The 22,228-nt window shown below is 70.8% G+C and carries 17 protein-coding genes, 2 tRNA genes, 1 other RNA gene and 1 pseudogene; 17 read left to right on the forward strand and 4 right to left on the reverse strand.

From position 1 onward, the window contains the following. The first annotated feature begins 35 nt into the window (after positions 1-35). From lysS to B0I28_RS07585, 3 genes and pseudogenes are all read left to right on the forward strand, one after another. Positions 36-1,490 carry a lysine--tRNA ligase gene (gene lysS / locus B0I28_RS07575; protein ID WP_106363435.1) on the forward strand — a complete coding sequence of 485 codons (1,455 nt, stop codon included), beginning with the start codon at positions 36-38 and terminating at the stop codon, positions 1,488-1,490. A gap of 265 nt (positions 1,491-1,755) precedes the next feature. Continuing rightward, the gene (locus tag B0I28_RS07580; RefSeq protein ID WP_106363171.1) at positions 1,756-2,115 is read left to right on the forward strand and encodes a histone-like nucleoid-structuring protein Lsr2; all 360 of its coding nucleotides are present in this window, start codon (positions 1,756-1,758) and stop codon (positions 2,113-2,115) included. A gap of 282 nt (positions 2,116-2,397) precedes the next feature. Continuing rightward, positions 2,398-4,908 (forward strand): annotated as a pseudogene (locus B0I28_RS07585) (ATP-dependent Clp protease ATP-binding subunit); the annotation flags it as partial. A 354-nt stretch (positions 4,909-5,262) separates the two neighbouring features. Here B0I28_RS07585 and B0I28_RS07590 read toward each other — a convergent pair. Further along, positions 5,263-5,350, reverse strand: a tRNA-Ser gene (locus tag B0I28_RS07590). Positions 5,351-5,475: 125 nt separating this feature from the next. On the opposite strand from B0I28_RS07590, the gene ffs reads away from it, so the two are divergent. Further along, positions 5,476-5,569: signal recognition particle sRNA small type (ffs, locus tag B0I28_RS07595), an RNA gene on the forward strand. Beyond that, positions 5,567-5,642 (forward strand) — tRNA-Thr (locus B0I28_RS07600). The genes ffs and B0I28_RS07600 overlap by 3 nt, the downstream gene beginning before the upstream one ends. 43 nt (positions 5,643-5,685) lie before the next feature. Here the strand turns inward: B0I28_RS07600 and B0I28_RS07605 are convergent. Together B0I28_RS07605 and B0I28_RS07610 are read right to left on the reverse strand one after the other, a co-directional pair. Beyond that, positions 5,686-6,828, reverse strand: coding sequence for a sensor histidine kinase (locus B0I28_RS07605; protein WP_106363173.1), 1,143 nt, complete (start codon positions 6,826-6,828; stop codon positions 5,686-5,688). Further along, positions 6,825-7,481, reverse strand: coding sequence for a response regulator transcription factor (locus B0I28_RS07610; protein WP_106363436.1), 657 nt, complete (start codon positions 7,479-7,481; stop codon positions 6,825-6,827). Before B0I28_RS07610 ends, B0I28_RS07605 begins: the two co-directional genes overlap by 4 nt. Positions 7,482-7,624: 143 nt before the next feature. Here B0I28_RS07610 and B0I28_RS27165 point away from each other — a divergent pair, with 143 nt between their 5' ends. From B0I28_RS27165 to B0I28_RS07630, 4 genes are all read left to right on the forward strand, one after another. Further along, complete coding sequence (locus tag B0I28_RS27165; protein ID WP_181245685.1) at positions 7,625-8,191, forward strand: hypothetical protein; 567 nt, start codon at positions 7,625-7,627, stop codon at positions 8,189-8,191. Next, entirely contained in the window at positions 8,191-9,270 is a 1,080-nt protein-coding gene (locus B0I28_RS07620) for a peptidoglycan-binding protein (protein WP_106363174.1), read from the forward strand. The genes B0I28_RS27165 and B0I28_RS07620 overlap by 1 nt, the downstream gene beginning before the upstream one ends. After that, positions 9,267-9,971, forward strand: coding sequence for an ABC transporter ATP-binding protein (locus B0I28_RS07625; protein WP_106363175.1), 705 nt, complete (start codon positions 9,267-9,269; stop codon positions 9,969-9,971). Before B0I28_RS07620 ends, B0I28_RS07625 begins: the two co-directional genes overlap by 4 nt. Positions 9,972-10,085: 114 nt before the next feature. Then, positions 10,086-11,264, forward strand: coding sequence for an ABC transporter permease (locus B0I28_RS07630; protein ID WP_342761197.1), 1,179 nt, complete (start codon positions 10,086-10,088; stop codon positions 11,262-11,264). A 92-nt stretch (positions 11,265-11,356) separates the two neighbouring features. Here the strand turns inward: B0I28_RS07630 and B0I28_RS07635 are convergent, their stop codons facing one another. Then, the gene (locus tag B0I28_RS07635) at positions 11,357-12,841 is read right to left on the reverse strand and encodes an RICIN domain-containing protein (protein WP_106363177.1); all 1,485 of its coding nucleotides are present in this window, start codon (positions 12,839-12,841) and stop codon (positions 11,357-11,359) included. A 212-nt stretch (positions 12,842-13,053) separates the two neighbouring features. Between B0I28_RS07635 and B0I28_RS07640 the strand changes: the two genes are divergently transcribed. The 8 genes from B0I28_RS07640 (at position 13,054) to B0I28_RS07675 (ending at position 22,192) form a co-directional block, all read left to right on the forward strand. Next, complete coding sequence (locus B0I28_RS07640; protein ID WP_181245686.1) at positions 13,054-15,015, forward strand: DNA polymerase III subunit gamma and tau; 1,962 nt, start codon at positions 13,054-13,056, stop codon at positions 15,013-15,015. A gap of 125 nt (positions 15,016-15,140) precedes the next feature. After that, the gene (locus B0I28_RS07645; protein WP_219926649.1) at positions 15,141-15,467 is read left to right on the forward strand and encodes a YbaB/EbfC family nucleoid-associated protein; all 327 of its coding nucleotides are present in this window, start codon (positions 15,141-15,143) and stop codon (positions 15,465-15,467) included. Positions 15,468-15,506: 39 nt separating this feature from the next. Next, a complete protein-coding gene (recR, locus tag B0I28_RS07650) occupies positions 15,507-16,103 on the forward strand; it encodes a recombination mediator RecR (RefSeq protein ID WP_106363180.1) in 597 nt (198 codons plus the stop codon). Between the two features lie 212 nt (positions 16,104-16,315). Continuing rightward, the gene (locus B0I28_RS07655; protein ID WP_219926615.1) at positions 16,316-18,058 is read left to right on the forward strand and encodes an ABC transporter substrate-binding protein; all 1,743 of its coding nucleotides are present in this window, start codon (positions 16,316-16,318) and stop codon (positions 18,056-18,058) included. A gap of 21 nt (positions 18,059-18,079) precedes the next feature. Then, complete coding sequence (locus tag B0I28_RS07660; protein WP_106363182.1) at positions 18,080-19,087, forward strand: ABC transporter permease; 1,008 nt, start codon at positions 18,080-18,082, stop codon at positions 19,085-19,087. Beyond that, complete coding sequence (locus B0I28_RS07665; protein WP_106363183.1) at positions 19,084-20,046, forward strand: ABC transporter permease; 963 nt, start codon at positions 19,084-19,086, stop codon at positions 20,044-20,046. Before B0I28_RS07660 ends, B0I28_RS07665 begins: the two co-directional genes overlap by 4 nt. Beyond that, the gene (locus B0I28_RS07670; protein ID WP_219926616.1) at positions 20,046-21,131 is read left to right on the forward strand and encodes an ABC transporter ATP-binding protein; all 1,086 of its coding nucleotides are present in this window, start codon (positions 20,046-20,048) and stop codon (positions 21,129-21,131) included. Before B0I28_RS07665 ends, B0I28_RS07670 begins: the two co-directional genes overlap by 1 nt. Next, positions 21,128-22,192, forward strand: a complete 1,065-nt coding sequence (locus B0I28_RS07675; RefSeq protein ID WP_106363184.1) for an ABC transporter ATP-binding protein — start codon at positions 21,128-21,130, stop codon at positions 22,190-22,192. The genes B0I28_RS07670 and B0I28_RS07675 overlap by 4 nt, the downstream gene beginning before the upstream one ends. Positions 22,193-22,228 lie beyond the last annotated feature (36 nt).

Consider the following 22,228-nt stretch of genomic DNA (forward strand, 5'->3'; position numbering starts at 1 on the left):
ACAGCACTGAGACCGGCGACGACCTTCCCGAGCAGATGAAGATCCGGCGCGAGAAGCGCGCCGCCCTCCTCGCGGAAGGCAAGGAGCCGTACGCGCTCGGCTACCCGCGCACCCACTCGCTCGCGGAGCTCCGCGGGCTGTTCGGCGGGCTGGCCGACGGCGAGTCCTCGGGAGTCACCGTCTCCACCACCGGACGGGTGATCTTCGTGCGCCTGGCCGGGAAGCTCGCCTTCGCGCGGCTGCGCGACGGCGACGGGACCGAGTTCCAGGTGATGCTCTCCCAGGGGAAGGTCGGCGAGGAAGCCCTCGCCGAGTGGAAGCGCCTCGCCGACATCGGCGACCACATCGGCGTCACCGGCGAGGTCGTCTCGTCCAAGCGCGGCGAGCTGTCGGTCATGGCCGACTCGTTCCAGATCACCGGCAAGGCCCTGCGCCCGCTTCCCGTGGCGCACAAGGCGCTCGCCGAGGAGACGCGGGTGCGCCAGCGCTACGTCGACCTCATCGTGCGGCCCGAGGCCCGCGACACGGTGCGCAATCGCGCGCGGGTCGTCAAGTCGCTGCGCGACCAGCTCGACGCGGAGTCGTTCATCGAGGTCGAGACCCCGATGATGCAGGTCCAGCCGGGCGGGGCGACCGCGCGGCCGTTCGTGACGCACATGAACGCGTACGACATCGACCTGTACCTGCGGATCGCGCCGGAGCTCTATCTGAAAAGGTGCGTCGTCGGCGGCATCGACCGCGTATTCGAGATCAACCGCAACTTCCGGAACGAGGGCGCCGACTCGTCGCATTCGCCGGAGTTCGCGATGCTGGAGGCCTATCGCTCGTACGGCGACTACCGCACGATCGGGGCGCTCACGAAGTCGCTCATTCAAGGCGCGGCGCGATCGGTGTTCGGGTCCGAGACCGTCGTTCTCGCGGACGGCTCGGAGTACGACCTCGGCGGCGAGTGGGCCGAGATCACGCTCTTCGGGTCCCTTTCCGAAGCGCTCGGAGAAACCGTGACCGTCGACACCCCGTACGACGTCCTCGTCGCGTACGCGGACAAAGTCGGACTCGGCGTCGACCCGAAGTGGGGACCCGGGAAACTCGCCGAGGAATTGTTCGAGCACCTCGTCGTCGACGGCCTGCACGCGCCGACGTTCGTCCTCGACTACCCCGAGGAGACGTCCCCGCTCGTGCGCGGCCACCGCACCACTCCGGGCCTCACCGAGAAATGGGACCTGTACGTGCGCGGCTTCGAGCTGGCGACCGGCTATTCCGAGCTGATCGACCCGGTGATCCAGCGCGAGCGCATGGAGGCCCAGGCCAGGCAGGCCGCGAAGGGCGACGACGAGGCCATGGGCGTCGACGAGGACTTCCTGCGGGCGATGGAGTACGGGATGCCGCCGCTGTGCGGCATGGGCATGGGAATCGACCGGCTCCTTATGGCGCTCACCGGACTCGGCATCCGCGAGACGATCCTCTTCCCGCTGGTGAAACCCGAATAGCAAAGCAAAGGGACCGCATCGGGACCCGCGGCGCCGCTTGCGCGGCCGACTGCGGACAATCCGATGCGGTCCCTTTCTGCCTACCCCGGCGGCCCATTTCCGGATGATGTTTGCCGAGCGGTTTGCCACGCCGCGAGCGGCGCGGTAGCGATCCATTCACAAATCTTTCGCTCCACCCTCTTTCCTTTCTCTTAGGGACTCGTATATGCTCTGGCACTAGTAAGAGCAAAAGGCACTGTTGGGCCGGGTCCGAGGGGAATTTGCCATGGCGAAGAAGACACAGGTCATCCTGATCGACGATATCGACGGCAGCACCGCTGAGGAGACGGTCAAATTCGCCATCGACGGGCAGGCCTACGAGATCGACCTGTCGGCGTCGCACGCGAAAGAACTGCGCGACGCACTGGAGAAATTCCAGGAGGCGGGCACCCGACTGGGCCGCTACACGCTCGGCTCCCCGCGCGGGCCGGTCCGCGGCGCCGTCTCGGCCCCGCGCCGCCAGTCCGTGGACCGCGAGCAGAACAAGGCCATCCGCGAGTGGGCCTCCCGCTCCGGCAAGAACGTGTCGCCCCGCGGCCGCATTCCGCAGGCCATCGTCGAGGAATACAACGCCGCGCACAACTAGTAGTCCGGCGCCTGAACGCACCGCCCGCTTCCCGCTCGGGAGGCGGGCGTTTTCTCATGTACCGGAACGGTGCGGCCTCCCCATTGATTGGGACCCGGCCCGGCGGGTATTGCGCTCAGAGCGAACCTGTTATCACGGGGAATGGCTTAGGGTGCACGCTTGTTGTCACCCACGTGGCACCCGCCGTCCGCGGACCCGGGGGATAAGGTGTACCCACAGGGTTTTGCAAGCCACGACCAGTAACGACGACGAAGTAGCGGCGGACGCGAGGAGCAGAAGCGCATGTTTGAACGGTTTACGGACCGTGCCCGACGCGTGGTCGTCCTGGCTCAAGAAGAGGCCAGGATGCTCAACCACAACTACATCGGCACGGAGCACATCCTGCTCGGCCTCATCCACGAGGGCGAGGGCGTGGCGGCGAAGGCCCTGGAGAGCCTGGGGATCTCCCTGGAAGGCGTGCGCCAGCAGGTCGAGGAGATCATCGGACAGGGGCAGCAGGCCCCCTCCGGGCACATCCCCTTCACCCCCCGGGCGAAGAAGGTCCTGGAGCTGAGCCTGCGCGAAGCGCTCCAGCTGGGCCACAACTACATCGGCACGGAGCACATCCTGCTGGGCCTGATCCGCGAGGGCGAGGGCGTCGCCGCCCAGGTCCTCATCAAGCTCGGCGCGGACCTCAACCGGGTCCGCCAGCAGGTCCTCCAGCTGCTCTCCGGCTACCAGGGCAAGGAGCCCGCGGGCGCGACCGCCGGCGGCACCTCCCAGGAGTCGCAGCAGTCCGGGTCGCTCGTGCTGGACCAGTTCGGCCGCAACCTGACGCAGGCCGCGCGCGACGGCAAGCTGGACCCGGTCATCGGGCGCCAGCGCGAGATCGAGCGCGTCATGCAGGTCCTGTCGCGGCGCACCAAGAACAACCCGGTGCTCATCGGCGAGCCCGGCGTCGGCAAGACCGCCGCCGTCGAGGGCCTCGCGCAGGCGATCACCAAGGGCGAGGTCCCCGAGACCCTCAAGGACAAGCAGCTGTACACGCTCGACCTCGGCGCGCTCGTCGCCGGGTCGCGGTACCGCGGCGACTTCGAGGAGCGGCTGAAGAAGGTCCTCAAGGAGATCAAGACCCGCGGCGACATCATCCTGTTCATCGACGAGATCCACACGCTCGTCGGCGCGGGGGCCGCCGAGGGCGCGATCGACGCGGCCTCGATCCTCAAGCCGATGCTCGCCCGCGGCGAGCTCCAGACCATCGGCGCGACCACGCTCGACGAGTACCGCAAGTACCTCGAGAAGGACGCGGCCCTGGAGCGCCGCTTCCAGCCGATCCAGGTGGCCGAGCCGTCGCTCGCGCACACCATCGAGATCCTCAAGGGCCTGCGCGACCGCTACGAGGCGCACCACCGCGTGTCCATCACGGACGGCGCCCTGGTGCAGGCCGCGACGCTCGCCGACCGCTACATCTCCGACCGGTTCCTGCCGGACAAGGCGATCGACCTCATCGACGAGGCGGGCGCGCGCATGCGCATCCGCCGGATGACCGCGCCGCCGGACCTCCGCGAGATCGACGAGGAGATCGCAGAGACCCGCCGCCAGAAGGAGTCCGCGATCGACGCGCAGGACTTCGAGGCCGCCGCGCGCCTGCGCGACACCGAGAAGCGCCTGCACGAGAAGCGCGCCAAGCGCGAGCAGGAGTGGAAGGCCGGCGACCTCGACCAGGTCACCGAGGTCGACGAGGAGATGATCTCCGAGGTCCTCGCGAACTGGACGGGCATCCCGGTCTACAAGCTGACCGAGGAGGAGACCTCCCGCCTGCTCAAGATGGAGGAGGAGCTCCACAAGCGGATCATCGGCCAGGAGGACGCCGTCAAGGCCGTCTCGAAGGCGATCCGCCGCACCCGCGCCGGGCTCAAGGACCCCAAGCGCCCGTCCGGCTCGTTCATCTTCGCCGGCCCGTCCGGCGTGGGCAAGACCGAGCTGGCGAAGGCGCTCGCGGAGTTCCTGTTCGGCTCCGAGGACGCGCTCATCCAGCTCGACATGTCCGAGTTCCACGACCGGTACACGGTGTCGCGCCTGGTCGGTGCGCCTCCCGGGTACGTCGGGTACGACGAGGGCGGGCAGCTCACCGAGAAGGTGCGCCGCAAGCCGTTCTCGGTGGTCCTGTTCGACGAGATCGAGAAGGCCCACCCGGACGTGTTCAACACGCTCCTCCAGATCCTGGAGGACGGCCGCCTGACCGACGGCCAGGGCCGCATCGTCGACTTCAAGAACACGGTGCTGATCCTGACCACGAACCTCGGCACGAGGGACGTCGGCAAGGCCGTGTCGCTGGGCTTCCAGGCGGACTCGTCCGAGGGCGGCGACTACGAGCGGATGAAGGAGAAGGTCAACGAGGAGCTGAAGAACCACTTCCGCCCCGAGTTCCTGAACCGCATCGACGACACGATCGTGTTCCCGAAGCACACGCAGGAGGCGATCGTCTCGATCGTCGACCTGATGGTGAAGCGCATCGAGGACCAGCTCGCGAACCGCGACATGGCCCTGGAGCTGACCGACAACGCGAAGCTGTACCTCGGGCACAAGGGCTACGACCCGGTGCTCGGCGCGCGGCCGCTGCGCCGGACGATCCAGCGCGAGATCGAGGACACGCTCTCGGAGAAGATCCTCTTCAACGAGTTCGTGCCCGGCCAGATCGTCATCGTCGACGTCGACGGCGACCCGAAGGACATCGAGAAGACGAACCTGACCTTCAGGGGCGCCGACAAGCCCGCGGGCATCCCGGACACGCCTCCGGCCGAACTGGCCGGCGAGCGCGCCCCGAAGAGCCCCGGCGCCGGAACCGGCACCTTGCCGCCCAAGAGCCCCGGAGCGGGCCCGCGCGGCGGCATGGCCGGCGAGGGCGCGGGCTAAGCGTCTGAGGCAGTGAGAACGGGGCGGGACCGCAAGGTCCCGCCCCGTTTCGTGTACCCCGGGGTCGGGTGTGTCGGAATCGATGCGCCCCCGGTTGCAACGATGCCCGGAGGGTGCGACAAGAACGCCGCCTCGGCTGCTGAGCGCCCGGTGCGCACGCTTGGAAAGCGTGGTGATGCGGGCAAGAAAAAACCGGAGCTGATGCTCCGGTGTGAGTGGCGGAGGCTCTGCTTTCCGAACCTCGCCACTTCGTGGCGGAGGATAGGGGATTCGAACCCCTGAGAGCTTTCACTCAACACGCTTTCCAAGCGTGCGCACTAGGCCACTATGCGAATCCTCCGCGGAGTACCTTACCCGACGCCGGGAGCGGCCTCCAACCGGGTTGATCGAGGTGACCTGCGTTGCATCGGGACCGCGGCGGGCGCTCCGGGTTCGGCGGGGCGGGAGGCGTGCGGTAGACTTTCGCCCGTCTCCCACGCGGCGTCATCTTGTGAACCTCCCCAGGGCCGGAAGGCAGCAAGGATAAGCGGGCTCTGGCGGGTGTGTGGGAGACCCCGCCGCCTTAGCTCAGTCGGCAGAGCGATTCACTCGTAATGAATAGGTCGTCGGTTCGATTCCGACAGGCGGCTCCAACGGAAAGGCCCCGGCGAACGCCGGGGCCTTTCCGCGTCTGCGCTACGCGGCCGGGAGCGACACCGTGACCACCAGGCCGCCTTCCGTCCCCGCCTTCGCAGTGGCCTCGCCGCCGTGGGCCTCGGCGACCGCGCGGACGATCGAGAGGCCCAGGCCCGCGCCCTTGGAGGCGGTGGCGAGGCGTTCGGTGCCGAGGCGGCGGAACGGGGTGAAGAGGCCGGGGACTTCGAAGGCGGGGACGATGGGCCCGGAGTTGGCGACCTCGACGACCGAGCGGCTGTTCTCCGTGCGGGTGGTCACGGTGACCCAGCCGTCCTCGGGGAGGTTGTAGCGGACCGCGTTCTCGACGAGGTTCTGGACCATGCGCTCCAGCAGGACCGGCTCGCCGCGGGCGGGCGCCTCGGCGCAGTCGGCGGTGACCGCGACGCCCGGGGCGGGGGTCTGGGCGGCGACGTGGGCGGCGATATCGGCGAGGTCGAGGTAGGAGCGCTCGCCGAGTTCGCGGTCGGAGCGCATGAGCAGGAGCAGGCCGTCGATGAGGCGCTCGTGGCGGGCGTTCACTTCGAGGAGGGTCTCGCCGAGCTGCTGCACGTCCGCGGAAGCCCCCTTGCGGTTGACCGCGACCTCCAGGAGCGCGCGGGTCACCGTCAGGGGCGTGCGCAGCTCGTGGGAGGCGTTGGAGATGAAGGAGCGCTGGCCGTCGAAGGAGTGGTCGAGGCGCTCCAGCATGCGGTTGAACGTCTCGGCGAGCTCGCGCAGCTCGTCCTGGGGACCTTCGATGTGGATGCGCTCGTGGAGGCCCTGCCCGGCCGCGGGGGCCTCGGCGATGCGGGCGGCGGTCTCGGTGACACGCGAGAGGGGCCGGAGCATCCGGCCGGCGATGAGCCAGCCGAGGGCGATCGTGCCGACCGAGACCAGGCCGAGGGCCAGCGAGCCCTGGGCGCTGATGGCCCCGAGGGCGTCGTCCCAGACGTCCTTGGTGAGCAGGACCCGGAACTGCTCCGCGTTGTACACGTCGTCCCCGGGCCCGACCGGGGGAGCCTCCTGGTACGCGCCCTGGATCGTGCCCCCGCTCGGGGTGGTGTTCGCGACCAGGCTGTAGGTGAGGACGAGCAGGAGGATCCCGCCGAGGAGGAACAGGCCGCCGTAGACGAGCGTCAAGCGGTTGCGCAAGGTGAGCGTCATCGGATGCGGTACCCCACTCCGGGTTCGGTCAGGACCACCGGCGGGTCCCCGAGCTTGCGGCGCAGCTTCAGGATCGTCATGCGCACGGCCTGCGTGAACGGGTCGGTGTGCTCGTCCCACGCCTTCTCCAGGAGCTGCTCGGCGGAGACGGGCGCGCCGTCGGCGCGCAGCAGCTCGGCGAGGACCGCGAACTCCTTGCGGGACAACGGGACGTAGCGGCCGTCGCGGAACACCTGGTGGAGGTGCACGTCGAGGGAGATCCCGGCGCGCTCCAGGACCGGCGGCGCGGCGCGGCGGGTGCGCCGGCCCAGGGCCGCTACCCGGGCGGCGAGCTCGCGGAACGCGAACGGCTTCGGCAGGTAGTCGTCGGCGCCGAGCGACAGGCCCGCGACGCGGTCGTCGATGTCGGATGCGGCCGTGAGCATGAGGACCCGCGTGTCGCCACCGGCGGCGGCGATCTCACGGCACACCTGGTCGCCGTGGACGACGGGCAGGTCCCGGTCGAGGACCACCACGTCGTACTCGTTGACGCCGAACCGCTCCAGGGCCGCGCCGCCGTCGGCCGCGACGTCGACGGCGTGCGCGTCGCCGCGCAGCCATTCGGCGACCGCGTCGGCCAGGAGGGGCTCGTCCTCCACCACCAGGATCCTCATGCCTCCCATCTTGGCGCTTCCGGTGTTGCCGCGGCATTGCCGTTCCGGATTACGGCCGCGCAACGCCCCGGCCGCTGTACTGACTGCGCGGCCGGGGTGCCTCCCGCCCCCGGCCGCGCCAACGACACACGAAAGGCAGCATCATGCGGCGATACCTCATCGCACTCCTCCTGTGCCTGACCGCCTTGACGGCGGCGGCCTGCGGCGACGACGCCGACGACGGGGGCGTGGCCTCCGCGGACGGCGACGCCACCGAGTCCGCCTCCGACGGCGACGGCGACGGCGAGGACCTGAGCGGCTTCGAGCAAGCGCTCGCGTACTCGCAGTGCATGCGCGACAACGGCGTCCCCGAGTTCCCCGACCCCGAGCAGCAGGGCGAGGGCGGCGTCAGCCTCGGCCTGCCCGAAGGGATGGACCCCGAGAGCCAGGAGTTCAAGGACGCCGAAGCGGCGTGCGAGGACCTCCGTCCCCAGCCCAACGGGGGCGAGGACATCGACCCGGAGATCTACGAGAAGCTCGTCGAGTACTCGGAGTGCATGCGCGAGAACGGCGTCGAGAACTTCCCGGACCCCGAGCCGGGCGGCGGCATCATGGTCGGCCCCGACATGGGCTTCGACCCGCAGAGCCAGGAGTTCCAGGACGCCGAGGCCGCCTGCGCCGACCTGCGTCCCGAAGGCCCCGGCGGCTCGACCGACAGCGGTGACGAGTGATGGCGCGCCGACGCAAGGGCCGCGCCGGGAAGGCCGTCGCGGGCGCCGCGATCGCCCTCGCTGCGGCGGGCGCCGTGGCCGCCGCACTCGGCTTCGACCCCCGCACGTTCTTCAAGGAGTCGGAGGCCGAGGCGACCCAGGAGACTCCGGCGACCGCCGAGGTCGCCGTGCAGACCCTCACCGAGACCGTCTCGGTCTCCGGGGACCTCGGCTACGGCGACGCGCTCGACATGGCGTGCCTGCTCAACGGCACCCTCACCGGGCTGCCGTCCGCGGGCGACGTGCTCGGGCGCGGCGACGTGCTCTACTCCGTGGACGACCAGCCGGTGGTCCTCATGTACGGCTCGCTCCCGGCCTACCGCGCCCTCGCGGTCGGCGCCGAGGGCGCCGACGTGGAGCAGCTGGAGAAGAACCTCGAACAGCTCGGCTACGACGGCTTCACCGTCGACGACGAGTTCACCGACGCGACCGCCGAAGCCGTCGAGGCGTGGCAGGAGGACCTCGGCATCGAGGAGACCGGCCGCGTGGACCTCGGCCGGGTCGTCTTCGCGCCCGACCAGATCCGCGTCGACACCGTCGACCCGCAGCTCGGCGCGATGGCCCAGGGGACCGTGTTCACCTACACGGGCCTCGACAAGGTCGTCACCGTCGAGGTCGAGCTCGACGACCAGGAGCTGGTGGTCGTCGGCGACCCCGTCACCATCACCCTCCCCGACGGGACCGAGGCCACCGGGACCGTCACCGATTCGGAGACCGCGGTCACCGAGGAGCAGAACGGCGGCGAGAACGAGGACGTCACGTACCTCGAAGTGACCGTGGCCGCCGACGACGCGGCCGTGTTCGACGCGCTCGACCAGGCGTCCGTGGACGTCGGCTTCGCGGGCGACAGCGCCGCCGACGTGCTCACCGTCCCCGTGGAGGCCCTCCTCGGGCTCGCCGAAGGCGGCTACGGCGTCGAGGTCGTGAACGGCGACACCACCGAGATCGTCGCGGTCGACACCGGCCTGTTCGCGGACGGGTACGTCGAGGTCAGCGGCGAGGGCCTGGAAGCGGGCCAGTCCGTAGTGGTGCCCTCATGACGGTGGTCGCGGAAGCCGAAGCGGCGCAGCCGCACACGCGGCCCCGGCCGGTCGTCGAGCTCGACGGGGTCTCGAAGACCTACCCCGGCGGGGTCCGCGCCCTGCGCGGTGTGTCCCTGCGGATCGAGGCCGGGGAGATGTGCGCGATCGTCGGCCCGTCCGGTTCGGGCAAGTCGACGATGCTCCACCTCATCGGGACGCTCGACCGGCCCAGCGAGGGGTCGGTGCGCATCGACGGGTTCGACGTGGCGGCGCTGCGCGACAAGCAGCTCTCGGCGCTGCGGGCCACCAGGATCGGGTTCGTGTTCCAGCAGTTCCACCTCGCCGTGGGGCAGCAGGTGCTCGACAACGTCGCCGACGGGCTCCTCTATTCGGGCCGGCGCGGCCCCGACCGGCGCGCCCGCGCCGCGGAGGCGCTGGAGCGGGTGGGCCTCGGCCACCGCCTCGACCACCTCCCCAACGAGCTGTCCGGCGGCGAGCGGCAGCGGGTCGCCGTGGCGCGCGCGATCGTCGGCGGCCCCGCGGTCCTCCTCGCCGACGAGCCCACGGGCAACCTCGACTCCGTCTCCGGGGCGGGCGTGATGGCGCTCCTGCACGAACTGCACGAGGCCGGGACCACGGTCGTGGTCATCACCCACGACCAGGACATCGCCCGCTCGCTGCCCCGGCAGGTCGCGATGCGCGACGGAGAGGTGGTCTGAATGGCAACGGCGACAACGGGAACCGGCCCCGGCGGGCCGCCCGGGAGCCCGCCTCCGCCCGCGCCGCCCGCCGCCGAGCCGCCGCCGTCGGCGAAGCTCCTGCGGCCCGCGCGGATGCACACCGGGGACGTCCTCCGCGTCGGCGCCACCGGCCTGCGGACCAGGCCCCTGCGGGCGTGGCTGTCGGCGCTGGGCATCGCGATCGGCATCGCGGCGATGATCGCGGTCGTCGGGATCTCCTCGTCGAGCCGCGCCGAACTCGACCGGCAGCTCGCCGAACTCGGCACGAACCTGCTCAGGGTCGAACCGGGCACCTCGATGCTCTCGGGCGAGGAGGGCGTCCTGCCGTACGAGGCGACCGCGATGGTCGCCCGCATCGAACCGGTCTACGCCGTCGCGGCGACCGGGAACGTCTCGGACGCGAACGTCTACCGCTCCGACCACATCCCCGAGGGCCAGTCCGGCGGCATGACCGTGAAGGCCGCCGAGCTCGACCTGTTCGACACGGTCGGCGCGGAGCTCGCGGACGGCGTGTGGCTCAACGCGGCCACCGCGCAGTACCCGACGGCGGTCCTCGGCTCTGCCGCCGCCGAGCAGCTCGGCATCACCTCGGTCGGCGACGGCGTCGAGGTGTACATCGGCGGGCAATGGTTCACCGTGGTCGGCATCCTCGAACCCGTCGCGCTCGCGTCGGAACTGGACCTCGCGGTCCTCGTCGGCTGGGACGCCGCCGCGACCTACCTCGGCTTCGACGGGCACCCCACCACGGTGTACACCCGTGCCGAGGAGCAGTACGTGGAGGACGTCGCGGGCGTCCTCGCGGCGACCGCGAACCCCGAAGCGCCCGACGAGACCTCGGTGTCGCGGCCCTCCGACGCGCTCGCCGCGAAGAACGCCGTCGACACGGCGTTCACGGGGATGCTGCTGGGCCTGGGCGGCGTGGCGCTCCTCGTCGGCGGCGTCGGCGTCGCGAACACGATGGTCATCTCGGTCCTGGAGCGGCGCAGCGAGATCGGCCTGCGCCGGTCCCTCGGCGCCACGAAGGGGCAGATCCGCGTGCAGTTCCTCGCGGAGTCGCTGCTGCTGAGCGCTCTCGGCGGCGTCGGCGGGGTGCTGCTGGGGACGGCGGTGACCGCGGTGTTCGCGGCGGTGCGGGAGTGGCCGACGGTCGTCCCGTACTGGGCGAGCGTCGGCGGCGTGGCCGCGACGCTGTTCATCGGCGCGGTCGCGGGGCTGTACCCGGCGGTGCGGGCCTCGCGGCTCTCGCCGACTGAGGCCCTTACGGCGCAATAAACCCTATATCCTATATCGTATATCCTATAGGATTCGTCCCCAGTGGATTAGTGGTGCCCGCCCCGACCAGGGCGGGCACCGCTCGTCCAGAGTCAGATGTACTGGTCGATGATCGAGGTCAGCCGGTCGGCGATCTTGAGGTGGCCCGCGTCGCTCGGGTGCACCGAGTCGACGAGGTCGCCCGCGTCGGGCAGCCACCCGGTCGTGTCGACGAAGTGGACCTTGCTGTCACCGGCGCTGACCCGCGCGTTGACGGCGTTCTGCGTCTCGGGGCTGTACCGGTTCCGGAACGTCTCCATGGCGAAGATGTGCGCGTTCGGGTAGGCCTGGCGCACCCGCTCCAGCATGGTGATGTAGTTCGCCTGGAACGCGGTCGTGGAGACCCCGTGCCCGACGTCGTTGGTGCCCAGGTTGATCACCACGGCCGTGGCCTGGTACCGCGAGAAGTTCCAGTCGTCCGAAGTGGACGCCATGGAGGTGCGGCGGAACCAGTCCATCATCCCCCAGCATCCGTCGGAGGTGCTGACCAGGCATGCGCCGCCCTGCGCGACCTGCGTGTGGCCCGCGTTCAGGTTGTCGCCCACCAGGTACGGATACGCAGTGAACGGCCGGTTCCCGTTCGGCTGGCCCACGGTGATGGAGTCGCCGATGAACTCCACGAAGTTCGCCGGGCGGCCGATCGCGCTGGTCGCGCCCCCGGAGGCGAGGATGAGCCCGCCGAACGCCGGGTCGCCGGTGTACGACCCGGCCTTCTCGCGGAAGCCGATGCGGATCGTGTGGGTCCCCGAGGAGAGTCCGGTCCGGATCGTGACGTTCCCGGAGACGGCCCGCATCCAGGTCTCGGCGCCGCCGTCGACCGAGTAGTACATGTCGATCGTGTTGCGCAGCTTCACGCCGATCGAGGAGCCGGTGAAGGCCGCCTCGACGTAGCCGCCCGCCCAGCCCATCGTGTAGAACGACGCGTCGGCGGTGTTCCAGCGCCCGTAGTACTGGAGGTTCGGGTCGTTGACCGCGCCGTTCCCGGCGGCGGCCACGGGGACGAGCTTCCAGTGCTGGGATTCGAGGTTGTTGCGGTCGTACTGGGAGACGCGCGAGCCGGCGCTCGTGGCCCACTCCCAGTTGTCGAGGGCCTTGCCGGAGTTGCGGTTCACGAGTTCGACGGAGCCGTCGGACTGGGTGTTCACCTGCCACTGCTGGTTCGTGCCGTTGTTGTCGGTCCACTGCACGAGGTCCGCGCCGTTCTCGGTGGACTTGGCGTAGACGTCGAGTACCTGATTCGAGTGCCGGGCCTGGATCCGGTAGTAGCCGCTGCCGGAGTCGACGAATCGGAACTGCTGGCTGGTGGCCGAGGACTGCGCGGCGAGCACGGCGGCCGCGCCGGTCGCCGTGGAGCCGTCCTGGATGCTGACGGCGAGGCCGGAGAAGTCGTTGACGATCCGGTACCAGGTACCGGTCTCCACGGCGGCGGCCGGGGCCGAGCCGAGGGCGGTGAACCCGGCCGCGGTGCAGACGGCCACGACGGCGGCGGCCAGCCACCGGGCGAGCCGCGCGCGGCGGGTCGGAGCGGGAGTGCGCAAGGGGGGAGCTCCTTTACATTGAAACGTTTAAATGTCTTGTGGTTTTAAGAGGATACCGCTTTCATCCGTTCTGAGCCACCCCCCGAATCCACCGTCGTATGACCGCCGCACCAAGACCCCCGGTCAGCCGCAGAACGTCGGACCCAGGCCGTACCCTGGCTTCAGGCGCGCCGCGAACCGGCGTGTGGGGCGAACGGCAACAGGAGGACGACGTGGCACTCGCGCTCTACCGCAAATACCGGCCGCAGACCTTCGCGGAAGTGGTCGGCCAGGAGCACGTCACCGAACCCCTCATCAACGCCATCCGCGCCGGACGCCTCAACCACGCCTACCTCTTCTCCGGCCCGCGCGGCTGCGGCAAGACCTCCTCCGCCCGCATCCTCGCCCGCTCCCTCAACTGCGCCCAGGGCCCCACGCCCGAGCCCTGCGGCGAGTGCCGCTCCTGCCGCGCGCTGGCCGCCGACGGGCACGGCTCGGTCGACGTGATCGAGATCGACGCCGCCAGCCACGGCGGCGTGGACGACGCCCGCGAGCTGCGCGAACGCGCCGTCTTCGCGCCCGTGGACTCCCGCTTCAAGATCTACATCATCGACGAAGCGCACATGGTCACCGCCGCCGGTTTCAACGCGCTGCTCAAGCTCGTCGAGGAGCCGCCGGACTACGTGCTCTTCATCTTCGCCACCACCGAGCCGGACAAGGTCCTCCCGACCATCCGCTCCCGCACGCACCACTACCCCTTCCGGCTGATCCCGCCGCCCGCGATGCGCGAGCTGTGCCGCAAGCTCTGCGACGAGGAGGGGGCGGTCGTCGCCGACGACGTGCTCCCGCTCGTGGTCCGCGCCGGGGGCGGCTCCGCGCGCGACACGCTCTCGGTCCTCGACCAGCTCATCGCCGGAGCCGGACCCGAAGGGGTCACCTACGAGCGGGCCGCCGGGCTCCTCGGGGTCACCGACGCCGGGCTCCTCGACGAGATGTGCGAGGCGTTCGCCGCGGCTGACGGCGCGGCCGTCATGGAAGTGGTCGAGCGCGTCGTCGAAGGCGGCCACGACCCGCGCCGCTTCGCCGGGGACCTCCTCGAACGCCTCCGCGACCTCATCGTCCTCACGCAGGTCCCCGACGCGGGCGCGAACGGCCTCGTCGACGCCCCCGCCGACCAGCTCGCCAAGATGACCAGCCAGGCCACCCGCATGGGCACCTCGACGCTCGCGCGCATGGCCGAGGTCGTCGCCGCCGGGCTCGCGGGGATGCGCGGCGCCACCGCGCCGCGACTGCTCCTCGAACTCGCCTGCGTGCGCGCGATCCTCCCCGGCTCCGACGAGTCGATGGCCGGGCTCATGCAGCGCCTCGAAACCCTGGAGCAGCGCGCCGCCGGAGCGGCCCTCGCCGCCCCCGTGCGGCCCGCCGCGGCCCCGGCCCCCGCGCCCGCCGAGACCGGCCCCGCCGCGGTCCGGTCCGCGCTCGCGAAGCCCGCCGAAGCGCCCGCCCCGGCTCCCGCCGCCGAACCGAAGACCGCGGTCCCGCCGTGGGAGGAAACCGAAGCGCCGCAGGAGAAAGCGCCCGAACCCGCGGCCGCCGCGCCCGCGCCGGAACCCCCGGCCGAGGAGTGGTCCGAGCCCGAACCGGCCCCCGTCTACGAGCCCGCGCCCGAGCCCGCCGGAGGCGGCACGTCGGCCGCGTCCGTGCGCCGTCAGTGGGACCGCATCATGATGGCCGTCAAGGACCGCAAGCGCACCACCGCCGCGCTCCTCCAGGACGCCACCATCGCCGACGCGGGCGAGGGCGAACTGGTGCTCGCGTTCAAGCACGCGTTCCACGCCGAGAACCTCCAGAAGGAGCCCGCCTACGGCATCGTCGTGGGCGTCCTCGGCGAGGTCCTCGGCGGCACCTGGAAGATCCGGTGCGAAGTGGGGGAGGCGGGGACCCTCCCAAAAGCCCCGGCGGGAGCGGCGCCGGCCCCGGCGCCTAGATCGGCCGCGCCCGCGTCGCGGCCCGCCGCGGCCCCCGGCCGCCAGGCCGCCGCGCCCGCAGCCGAAGCCGTCGAGGAGCCCCCGCCGGACGACTACGACGAGCCCAGCCCCGACGACCCGGTCGCCCCGGGCGGGTTCGGCACCAGTGAGGAGCAGGCGATCAAGCTCATCACCACGGCGTTCGGCGCCAAGCAGATCGCCCGCTGACCCGGTTCCGGGGCGCAGTCGGCCCCGCGGCCGGGCGTGCGCGCCCCGCCGCCGTCGCCCCGTGCGGCTAGGCTTGCCGCCAGACCAAGGAACCGGAAGACCGAACGCGAGGACGAAACATGGACATGTTCCCGGGCGGAGACATGCAGAAGCTGCTCCAGCAGGCGCAGCAGATGCAGACCGACATGCTGAAGGCCCAGGCCGAACTGGCCGAGACCGAGGTCAGCGCCGCGGCGGGCGGCGGGCTCGTCACCGCCACCGTCACCGGCGACGGCGAGCTCAAGGCCGTCAAGATCGACCCGCAGGCGGTCGACCCCGAGGACGTCGAGACCCTCGAAGACCTCATCATCGCCGCCGTCCAGGCCGCGAACGACAACGCCAAGCGCCTCGCCGCCGAGAAGATGGGCCCGCTCGGCGACGCCCTCGGCGGCATGGGCCTCCCGGGCATGTAGCCCGTCCCCACCCACACGCGGAACCACGGAGGAGATTCCTTGTACGACGGGGCTTTGGGCGACCTCATCGAAGAGCTCGGGCAGCTGCCCGGGATCGGCCCGAAGAGTGCGCAGCGGCTGGCCTTCCACCTGCTGGCGTCGGAGAGCGCGGACGTCGAGCGGCTCACCTCGGCGCTGGAGCGGGTGAAGGCCCAGGTCCGGTTCTGCGAGACGTGCGGCAACGTCACCGAAGGCGAGCAGTGCGGCATCTGCCGCGACCCGCGCCGCTCGGAGGCGCTCATCTGCGTCGTCGAGGAGCCGAAGGACGTGCTCGCCATCGAGCGGACCGGCGAGTTCCGCGGCCGGTACCACGTGCTCGGCGGAGCCATCAACCCCTTGGAGGGCATCGGCCCCGACGACCTGCGCATCCGCCAGCTCATGGTGCGGCTCCAGGCCGGCGAGACCACCGAGCTCATCATCGCCACCGACCCGAACACCGAGGGCGAGGCCACCGCCACGTATCTGGCGATGCTGCTGAAACCCATGGGGCTCAAGGTGACGCGGCTGGCCAGCGGCCTGCCCGTGGGCGGCGACCTGGAGTACGCCGACGAAGTGACTCTCGGGCGGGCCTTCTCGGGCCGCCGGACCATGGACTGAGTGGACCGCCCGCGCCGTTCCGCGCCGCGCTTGCACCGATTTGAAAGGCGTTGTCGTACAACGTTTTTCGCTTGTGCATGGTTGATCCGGATTCGGTAACAATAGCCCGCGGAACGGTCACGATCACATAACGCTTAACAGTGGTGTAACTCACCGTGTTCTAGTCTGTCAGGTACCTCCGAATACCCAACGACCGACGGGTGAGACAACCTATGCGCACGTCCCCAACCCCAGTCAGGCGCGTCCTGGCCGCCGCGGCGAGCGCCGCGATGGCAGTGGGCATCCTCGCCGCCTGCGGCTCCGACGGCGACACCGGCGGCGACGCCGACTCCGCCGAGGACTTCGACTTCTCCTGCCCCGAGCGCACGGACGGGACCCCCGAGGCGGACACCGCCGCCAACGAGTCGCAGCCGTTCGTCTTCGGCTCCCCGGGCGACCCGACCAGCATGGACCCGGTCCTCGCCTCCGACGGCGAGACCTTCCGCGTCACGCGCCAGATCTACGAGACCCTCGTCGACACCGACTGCACCGACAACGTGCCGGGCCTCGCCGAGTCGTGGGACCAGAACCCGGAGGGCACCGAGTGGACCTTCCACCTGCGTGAAGGCGTGACCTTCTCCGACGGCACCGCCCTCGACGGCGCCGCGGTCTGCACCAACTTCGAGCGCTGGGCGAACTTCAAGGGCGGCTTCCAGTCCCCGAACTTCACCTACTACTACTCCGCGATCTTCGGCGGCTTCACCGAGAACGACCCGGCCATGGGCATCGAGGCCGAGTCGATCTACCAGGGCTGCGAGGCCGACGGGCTGGACGCGACGATCTCGCTCAGCAAGTACACCTCCAGCTTCCCGGGCGCGTTCTCGCTCAGCTCCTTCTCGATCATCAGCCCCGCCTCCCTTGAGGCGATCGCCGACGTCGAGCTGCCCGCCGCCGACTCGCCGCTGCCGGAGTACTCGCAGACCGCCGGGACCCTCGCGGGCACCGGCCCGTACGTCCTCACCGAGTGGGACCACGGCGAGCAGCAGGTGACCCTGACGCGCAACGAGAACTACTGGGGCGACGCCGCGAAGGTCAAGACCCTGATCTTCCGCACCATCTCCGACGAGACCGCCCGCCGCCAGGCCCTCGAAGCCGGCGACATCCAGGGCTACGACCTCGCCGCCCCCGCCGACGTGCAGCCGCTCATCGACGCGGGCTTCCAGGTCCCCGTCCGCGGCGTGTTCAACCTGCTGTACCTCGCGTACACGCAGGGCCAGGCGCCCCTTGAGGACCACGCGGTCCGCGAGGCCCTGTCGTACGCGGTCGACCGCGAGCGCATCGTCAACAACGTGCTCCCGCCGGGCGGCCTGGTCGCCACGCAGTTCATCCCGCCGAGCCTGGAGGGCTACTCCGAGGACGTCAAGACGTACGACTACGACGTCGACAAGGCCAAGGACCTGCTCGCCGAGGCCGGCCAGGAGGACCTGACGCTGACGTTCTGCTACCCGACCGACGTGTCGCGCCCGTACATGCCCGCGCCGAAGGACATCTTTGACATGATCGCCTCCGACCTCGAAGCGGCCGGCGTCACCGTCGAGGCCCGCCCGATCACGTGGGTCGAGTACATCCCGACCACCCGCTCCGGCGAGTGCCCGCTGTACCTGCTCGGCTGGACCGGCGACTTCAGCGACCCGTACAACTTCCTCGGCACCTGGTTCGCCGCCGAGTCCACCGAGTGGGGCTTCGACAACCAGGAGGTCTTCGACTCGATCGCGGCCGCCAACACCGAGCCCGACGAGGCGACCCGCGTCGACCTGTGGAAGGCCGCCAACGAGGCCGTGATGGAGGAGCTCCCGGGCCTGCCGCTGTCGTCCTCGCCGCCGTCGATCGCCTTCGCCGCCAACGTGTACCCGCCGGACGTCTCCCCGCTGACGCAGGAGAACTTCGCGCAGGTCTACTTCACCACCGGCTCGTAACTGAAACCCAGCTAGCACAACATGCTGCGCTACACCGTCAAGCGCCTCCTGCAACTGGCCGTGGCCCTCTTGGGACTCTCGCTGCTGCTGTTCGCGTGGTTCAAGGCCCTCCCGGGCGGACCCGAGAACCGGCTGCTCCCCGAGAACGCCACGGACCAGCAGCGGGAGGCGCTGCGGGCCGCCCTGGGGCTCGACGAGCCCGTCTGGGTGCAGTACGGGGACTTCCTCGGACGGGTCGTCCGCTTCGACTTCGGCAGTTCGCTGTCGAGCGGGCGGCCCGTCGCCACGGAGCTCGCCGACCGGCTGCCCGCCACCATCGAACTGTCCCTCGCCGCGATGATCATCGCCGTCGGCGTGGGCATTCCGCTCGGCTACCTCGCGGCCCGGCGCCGCGGGACGTGGCTGGACTTCACCGCCGTCTCCGGGTCCCTCCTGGGCACGTGCATCCCGATCTTCTTCCTCGCCGCCATGCTGAAAGTGGTGTTCGCGCAGGAGCTCGGGTGGCTGCCCACGACGTTCCGGCTCTCCGCCGGGGCCGACTACACGGAGGTCACGGGCCTGCGCGTGCTCGACGGGCTGATCACCGGCGAGTTCGACATCGCCTGGGACGCGGTGCTGCACCTGGTGCTGCCCGCTATCGCGCTCTCGTCGATCCCGCTCGCGGTCATCGTGCGCATCACCCGCGCCAGCGTCCTCGACGTCGTCGGCGAGGACTACGTGCGCACCGCGGACGCCAAGGGCCTCAAGCCCTCCGTGATCCGCGGCCGCCACGTCATGCGCAACGCGATGCTCCCGATCGCCACGATCATCGGCCTGCTCCTGGGCAGCCTGTTCGCGGGCGCCGTGCTCACCGAGTCGGTGTTCTCCTTCGGCGGCATCGGGTCCTTCGTGTACCAGGCGACGACCGAGCGCGACTACCCGGCGCTCATGGGCTTCATCCTGGTGATCGCCATGTTCTACGTCGCCATCAACCTGATCGTGGACCTGTCGTACGGGCTCCTCGACCCGAGAGTGCGGGTGCGGTCATGACCATCGCGAAGATCGAGAAGCTCGACCGGCTCATCGAGGCGAGCGTCTCCGCCCGCGAGGCGCAGACCGGTTCGCTGCTGCGCCAGTCGTACCGCAGGCTCCGGCGCTCCCCGATGGCCGTCACGGGCGCCGTCATCGTCGGCCTGTTCGTCGTCGTGGCGATCCTCGGGCCGTGGATCGCGCCGTACGACCCGACCGCGCAGACGTGGGGCCGCGAGGTGTTCCTCAACCGGAACATCTTCCCCGGGCCGCGCGCCGAGAACTGGTTCGGCCTGGACCACCTGGGCCGGGACATGTTCTCCCGCATGATCGTCGGGGCCCGCCAGACGCTCCTGGTGGGCGTCGTGGCGACGCTCATCGGCTTCGTCGCGGGCGCCGTCATCGGCGGCGTGGCCGCCGCCGCGGGCACCTTCGGGGGCCGCTGGGGCGAGCGCGTCGAGGCCGTCCTCATGCGCACCGTCGACGTCGCCCTCGCCATCCCGATGCTCCTGCTCGCCTTGAGCGTCGCGGCCCTCATGGGCCCGTCGCTGAGCACCGTCATGGTCGCCGTCGGGGTCGCGCAGATCCCGATCTTCGCGCGGCTGCTGCGCGGATCGATGCTGGCGCAGGCGCACTCGGACTACGTGCTCGCCGCGGTCTCCCTGGGCGTCCCCAAGGGACGGATCGTGGTCTCGCACATCCTGCCCAACTCGCTCGGGCCCGTCATCGTCCAGGCGACCCTGGTGCTCGCGACCGCGATCATCGAGGCCGCGGCCCTGTCGTACCTGGGCCTGGGCAACCCCGACCCCGGCAGCGCCGAATGGGGCACCATGCTCGCCGACGCGCAGCGGTTCCTTTCGGGGGCGCCGCAGCTCGCCATCTACCCGGCGGTCGCCATCATCGTGACCGCGCTCGGGTTCACCCTCCTCGGCGAGGCCATGCGCGAATCGCTCGACCCGAGGCTGAGGAGTCAGGAGTAGTGGCACTGCTCGAAGTAGAGGACCTGCGGGTCGCGTTCGGCGCGTCCACCGCCGTCGACGGCGTCTCCTTCGCCGTGGAGCAGGGGAAGATCGTCGGCCTCGTCGGCGAGTCCGGGTGCGGCAAGTCCGTCACCAGCCTCGCCGTCATGGGCCTCCTCCCGCGCGGCCGGGCCGCGAAGGGACGCAAGGGGGACCAGCCGGTCCAGGCCGCGGCCGAAGAGGTCGCGGGCGGCTCGGTGAAGGCCGCCGTCGCCGCGCCCCAGGCCGTCCCGGCCGGGGGCGGGCGCCGCAGGGGCGGCGGCGCGGACGTCAGCGGCCGGGCCGTCTTCGACGGCACCGACCTCCTGTCGCTCCCGCCCGCCGCGATGCGCCGCCGCCGCGGCAAGGACCTCGCCATGGTCTTCCAGGACCCCCTGTCGAGCCTCAACCCGGTCGTCCCCATCGGACGGCAGATCACCGAGGTCCTCGAACGGCACCGGGGCCTCAAGGGCGACAAGGCGAACAAGGAGGCCGCGAGCCTCCTCGACCGCGTCGGCATCCCCGACCCGGTGCGCCGCCTCAAGGAGTACCCGCACCAGCTCTCGGGCGGCATGCGCCAGCGCGTGCTCATCGCGATCGCCGTCGCGTGCGCCCCGCGCCTGCTCATCGCCGACGAGCCGACGACCGCGCTCGACGTCACGATCCAGGCGCAGATCCTGGAGCTGCTCAAGGACCTCGTCGACCACGAGGGCACCGCGCTGCTCATGATCACGCACGACCTCGGGGTCGTGGCGGGCATGTGCGACGAGGTGAACGTGCTCTACTCGGGGCGCGTGGTCGAGTCGGCGCCGGTGCGCGAGCTGTTCGCGCGGCCCACGCACCCGTACACGGTGGGACTGCTCGGGTCGATCCCGCGCCTGGACCTGCCGCTGCACGAGCCGTTGACGCCGATCCGCGGCTCGATCGCCGACGTCATCCGCTGGAAGGACGGCTGCGCGTTCGCGCCCCGCTGCGACCGCGTCGCCGACGCGTGCGTCGCGGGCGAGCCCGCGCTCGTCGGGTCCGCGCACGCCCACCGCTGCGTCATGGCCGAGGAGGTCGCATGAGCACCGAAGACCATGCACTGCAAGACGAGTCGCCGCAGGTGCCGGTGCAGCGGACCGCGGAGCCCGAGCTTCCCGCCGCCTCCGCCGACCCGGCGCTGCTGGAGGTCGAGGACCTGAAGGTCCACTTCCCGATCCGCCGCGGCGTGGTCGTGGAGCGCACCGTCGGCCACGTCCGCGCGGTCGACGGCGTGAGTCTCCAAGTGGCCCAGGGCGGCACGTACGGCCTGGTGGGCGAGTCCGGCTGCGGCAAGACCACCTTCGGGCGGGCCGTGCTGCGGCTGGAGGAGCCCACGGGCGGGCGCGTGCGCCTCGGCGACGACGAGGTGACGTCCCTCAAGGGCGAGCGGCTGCGGAAGTTCCGCTCCCGCATGCAGATGGTCTTCCAGGACCCGCTCGGCTCGCTCAACCCGCGCCACAACGTGGACATGCTCCTGTCGGAGCCGCTCAAGGTCCACGGCGTCGGCTCGAAGGAGGAGCGACGCAAGCTCGCCGTCGAGACCCTCGACGCGGTCGGCCTGCCCAAGACCGTGCTGGAGCGCTTCCCGCACGAGTTCTCGGGCGGCCAGCGCCAGCGCCTCGGCATCGCGCGGGCCCTCATGCTCCGGCCCGACCTGATCGTCTGCGACGAGCCGGTCTCCGCGCTCGACGTCTCGATCCAGGCCCAGGTCATGAACCTGCTCGACGAGCTCCAGGGCGAGTTCGGCCTCACCTACCTGGTGATCGCCCACGACCTCGCCGTGGTCCGGCACCTCTCGGACCGCGTCGGCGTCATGTACCTCGGCAAGCTCGTCGAGGAGGCCGACTCCGAGTCGATCTACGAGCACCCCCGCCACCCGTACACCAAGGCCCTGCTCTCCGCCGTCCCCCAGCCGGACCCCGAGAAGGAGGCCACCCGCGAGCGCATCATCCTCAAAGGCGACCTCCCCTCCCCGGCCAACCCGCCCTCGGGCTGCCGTTTCCGCACCCGCTGCCCCTGGGCCCAGGACATCTGCGCCGAACAGGAACCCGAATGGCGCGAAGCGGCGAGCGGCCACAAGGTCGCCTGCCACTTCGACCTCTAGCAAGAAGCAAGGCGCGGACCGCAGCTGCGGTCCGCG

This window comes from Glycomyces artemisiae, assembly GCF_003002955.1.
Taxonomy (GTDB): Bacteria; Actinomycetota; Actinomycetes; order Mycobacteriales; family Micromonosporaceae; genus Glycomyces; species Glycomyces artemisiae.

What these genes read in the sequence shown, in the direction of transcription:
- lysS (WP_106363435.1), top strand. Translation starts at nt 36, where the DNA reads ATGAAGATCCGGCGCGAGAAGCGCGCCGCCCTCCTCGCGGAAGGCAAG.
- B0I28_RS07580 (WP_106363171.1), top strand. Translation starts at nt 1,756, where the DNA reads ATGGCGAAGAAGACACAGGTCATCCTGATCGACGATATCGACGGCAGC.
- B0I28_RS07605 (WP_106363173.1), bottom strand. Translation starts at nt 6,828, where the DNA reads ATGACGCTCACCTTGCGCAACCGCTTGACGCTCGTCTACGGCGGCCTG.
- B0I28_RS07610 (WP_106363436.1), bottom strand. Translation starts at nt 7,481, where the DNA reads ATGAGGATCCTGGTGGTGGAGGACGAGCCCCTCCTGGCCGACGCGGTC.
- B0I28_RS27165 (WP_181245685.1), top strand. Translation starts at nt 7,625, where the DNA reads ATGCGGCGATACCTCATCGCACTCCTCCTGTGCCTGACCGCCTTGACG.
- B0I28_RS07620 (WP_106363174.1), top strand. Translation starts at nt 8,191, where the DNA reads ATGGCGCGCCGACGCAAGGGCCGCGCCGGGAAGGCCGTCGCGGGCGCC.
- B0I28_RS07625 (WP_106363175.1), top strand. Translation starts at nt 9,267, where the DNA reads ATGACGGTGGTCGCGGAAGCCGAAGCGGCGCAGCCGCACACGCGGCCC.
- B0I28_RS07630 (WP_342761197.1), top strand. Translation starts at nt 10,086, where the DNA reads ATGCACACCGGGGACGTCCTCCGCGTCGGCGCCACCGGCCTGCGGACC.
- B0I28_RS07645 (WP_219926649.1), top strand. Translation starts at nt 15,141, where the DNA reads ATGTTCCCGGGCGGAGACATGCAGAAGCTGCTCCAGCAGGCGCAGCAG.
- B0I28_RS07655 (WP_219926615.1), top strand. Translation starts at nt 16,316, where the DNA reads ATGCGCACGTCCCCAACCCCAGTCAGGCGCGTCCTGGCCGCCGCGGCG.
- B0I28_RS07660 (WP_106363182.1), top strand. Translation starts at nt 18,080, where the DNA reads ATGCTGCGCTACACCGTCAAGCGCCTCCTGCAACTGGCCGTGGCCCTC.
- B0I28_RS07665 (WP_106363183.1), top strand. Translation starts at nt 19,084, where the DNA reads ATGACCATCGCGAAGATCGAGAAGCTCGACCGGCTCATCGAGGCGAGC.
- B0I28_RS07675 (WP_106363184.1), top strand. Translation starts at nt 21,128, where the DNA reads ATGAGCACCGAAGACCATGCACTGCAAGACGAGTCGCCGCAGGTGCCG.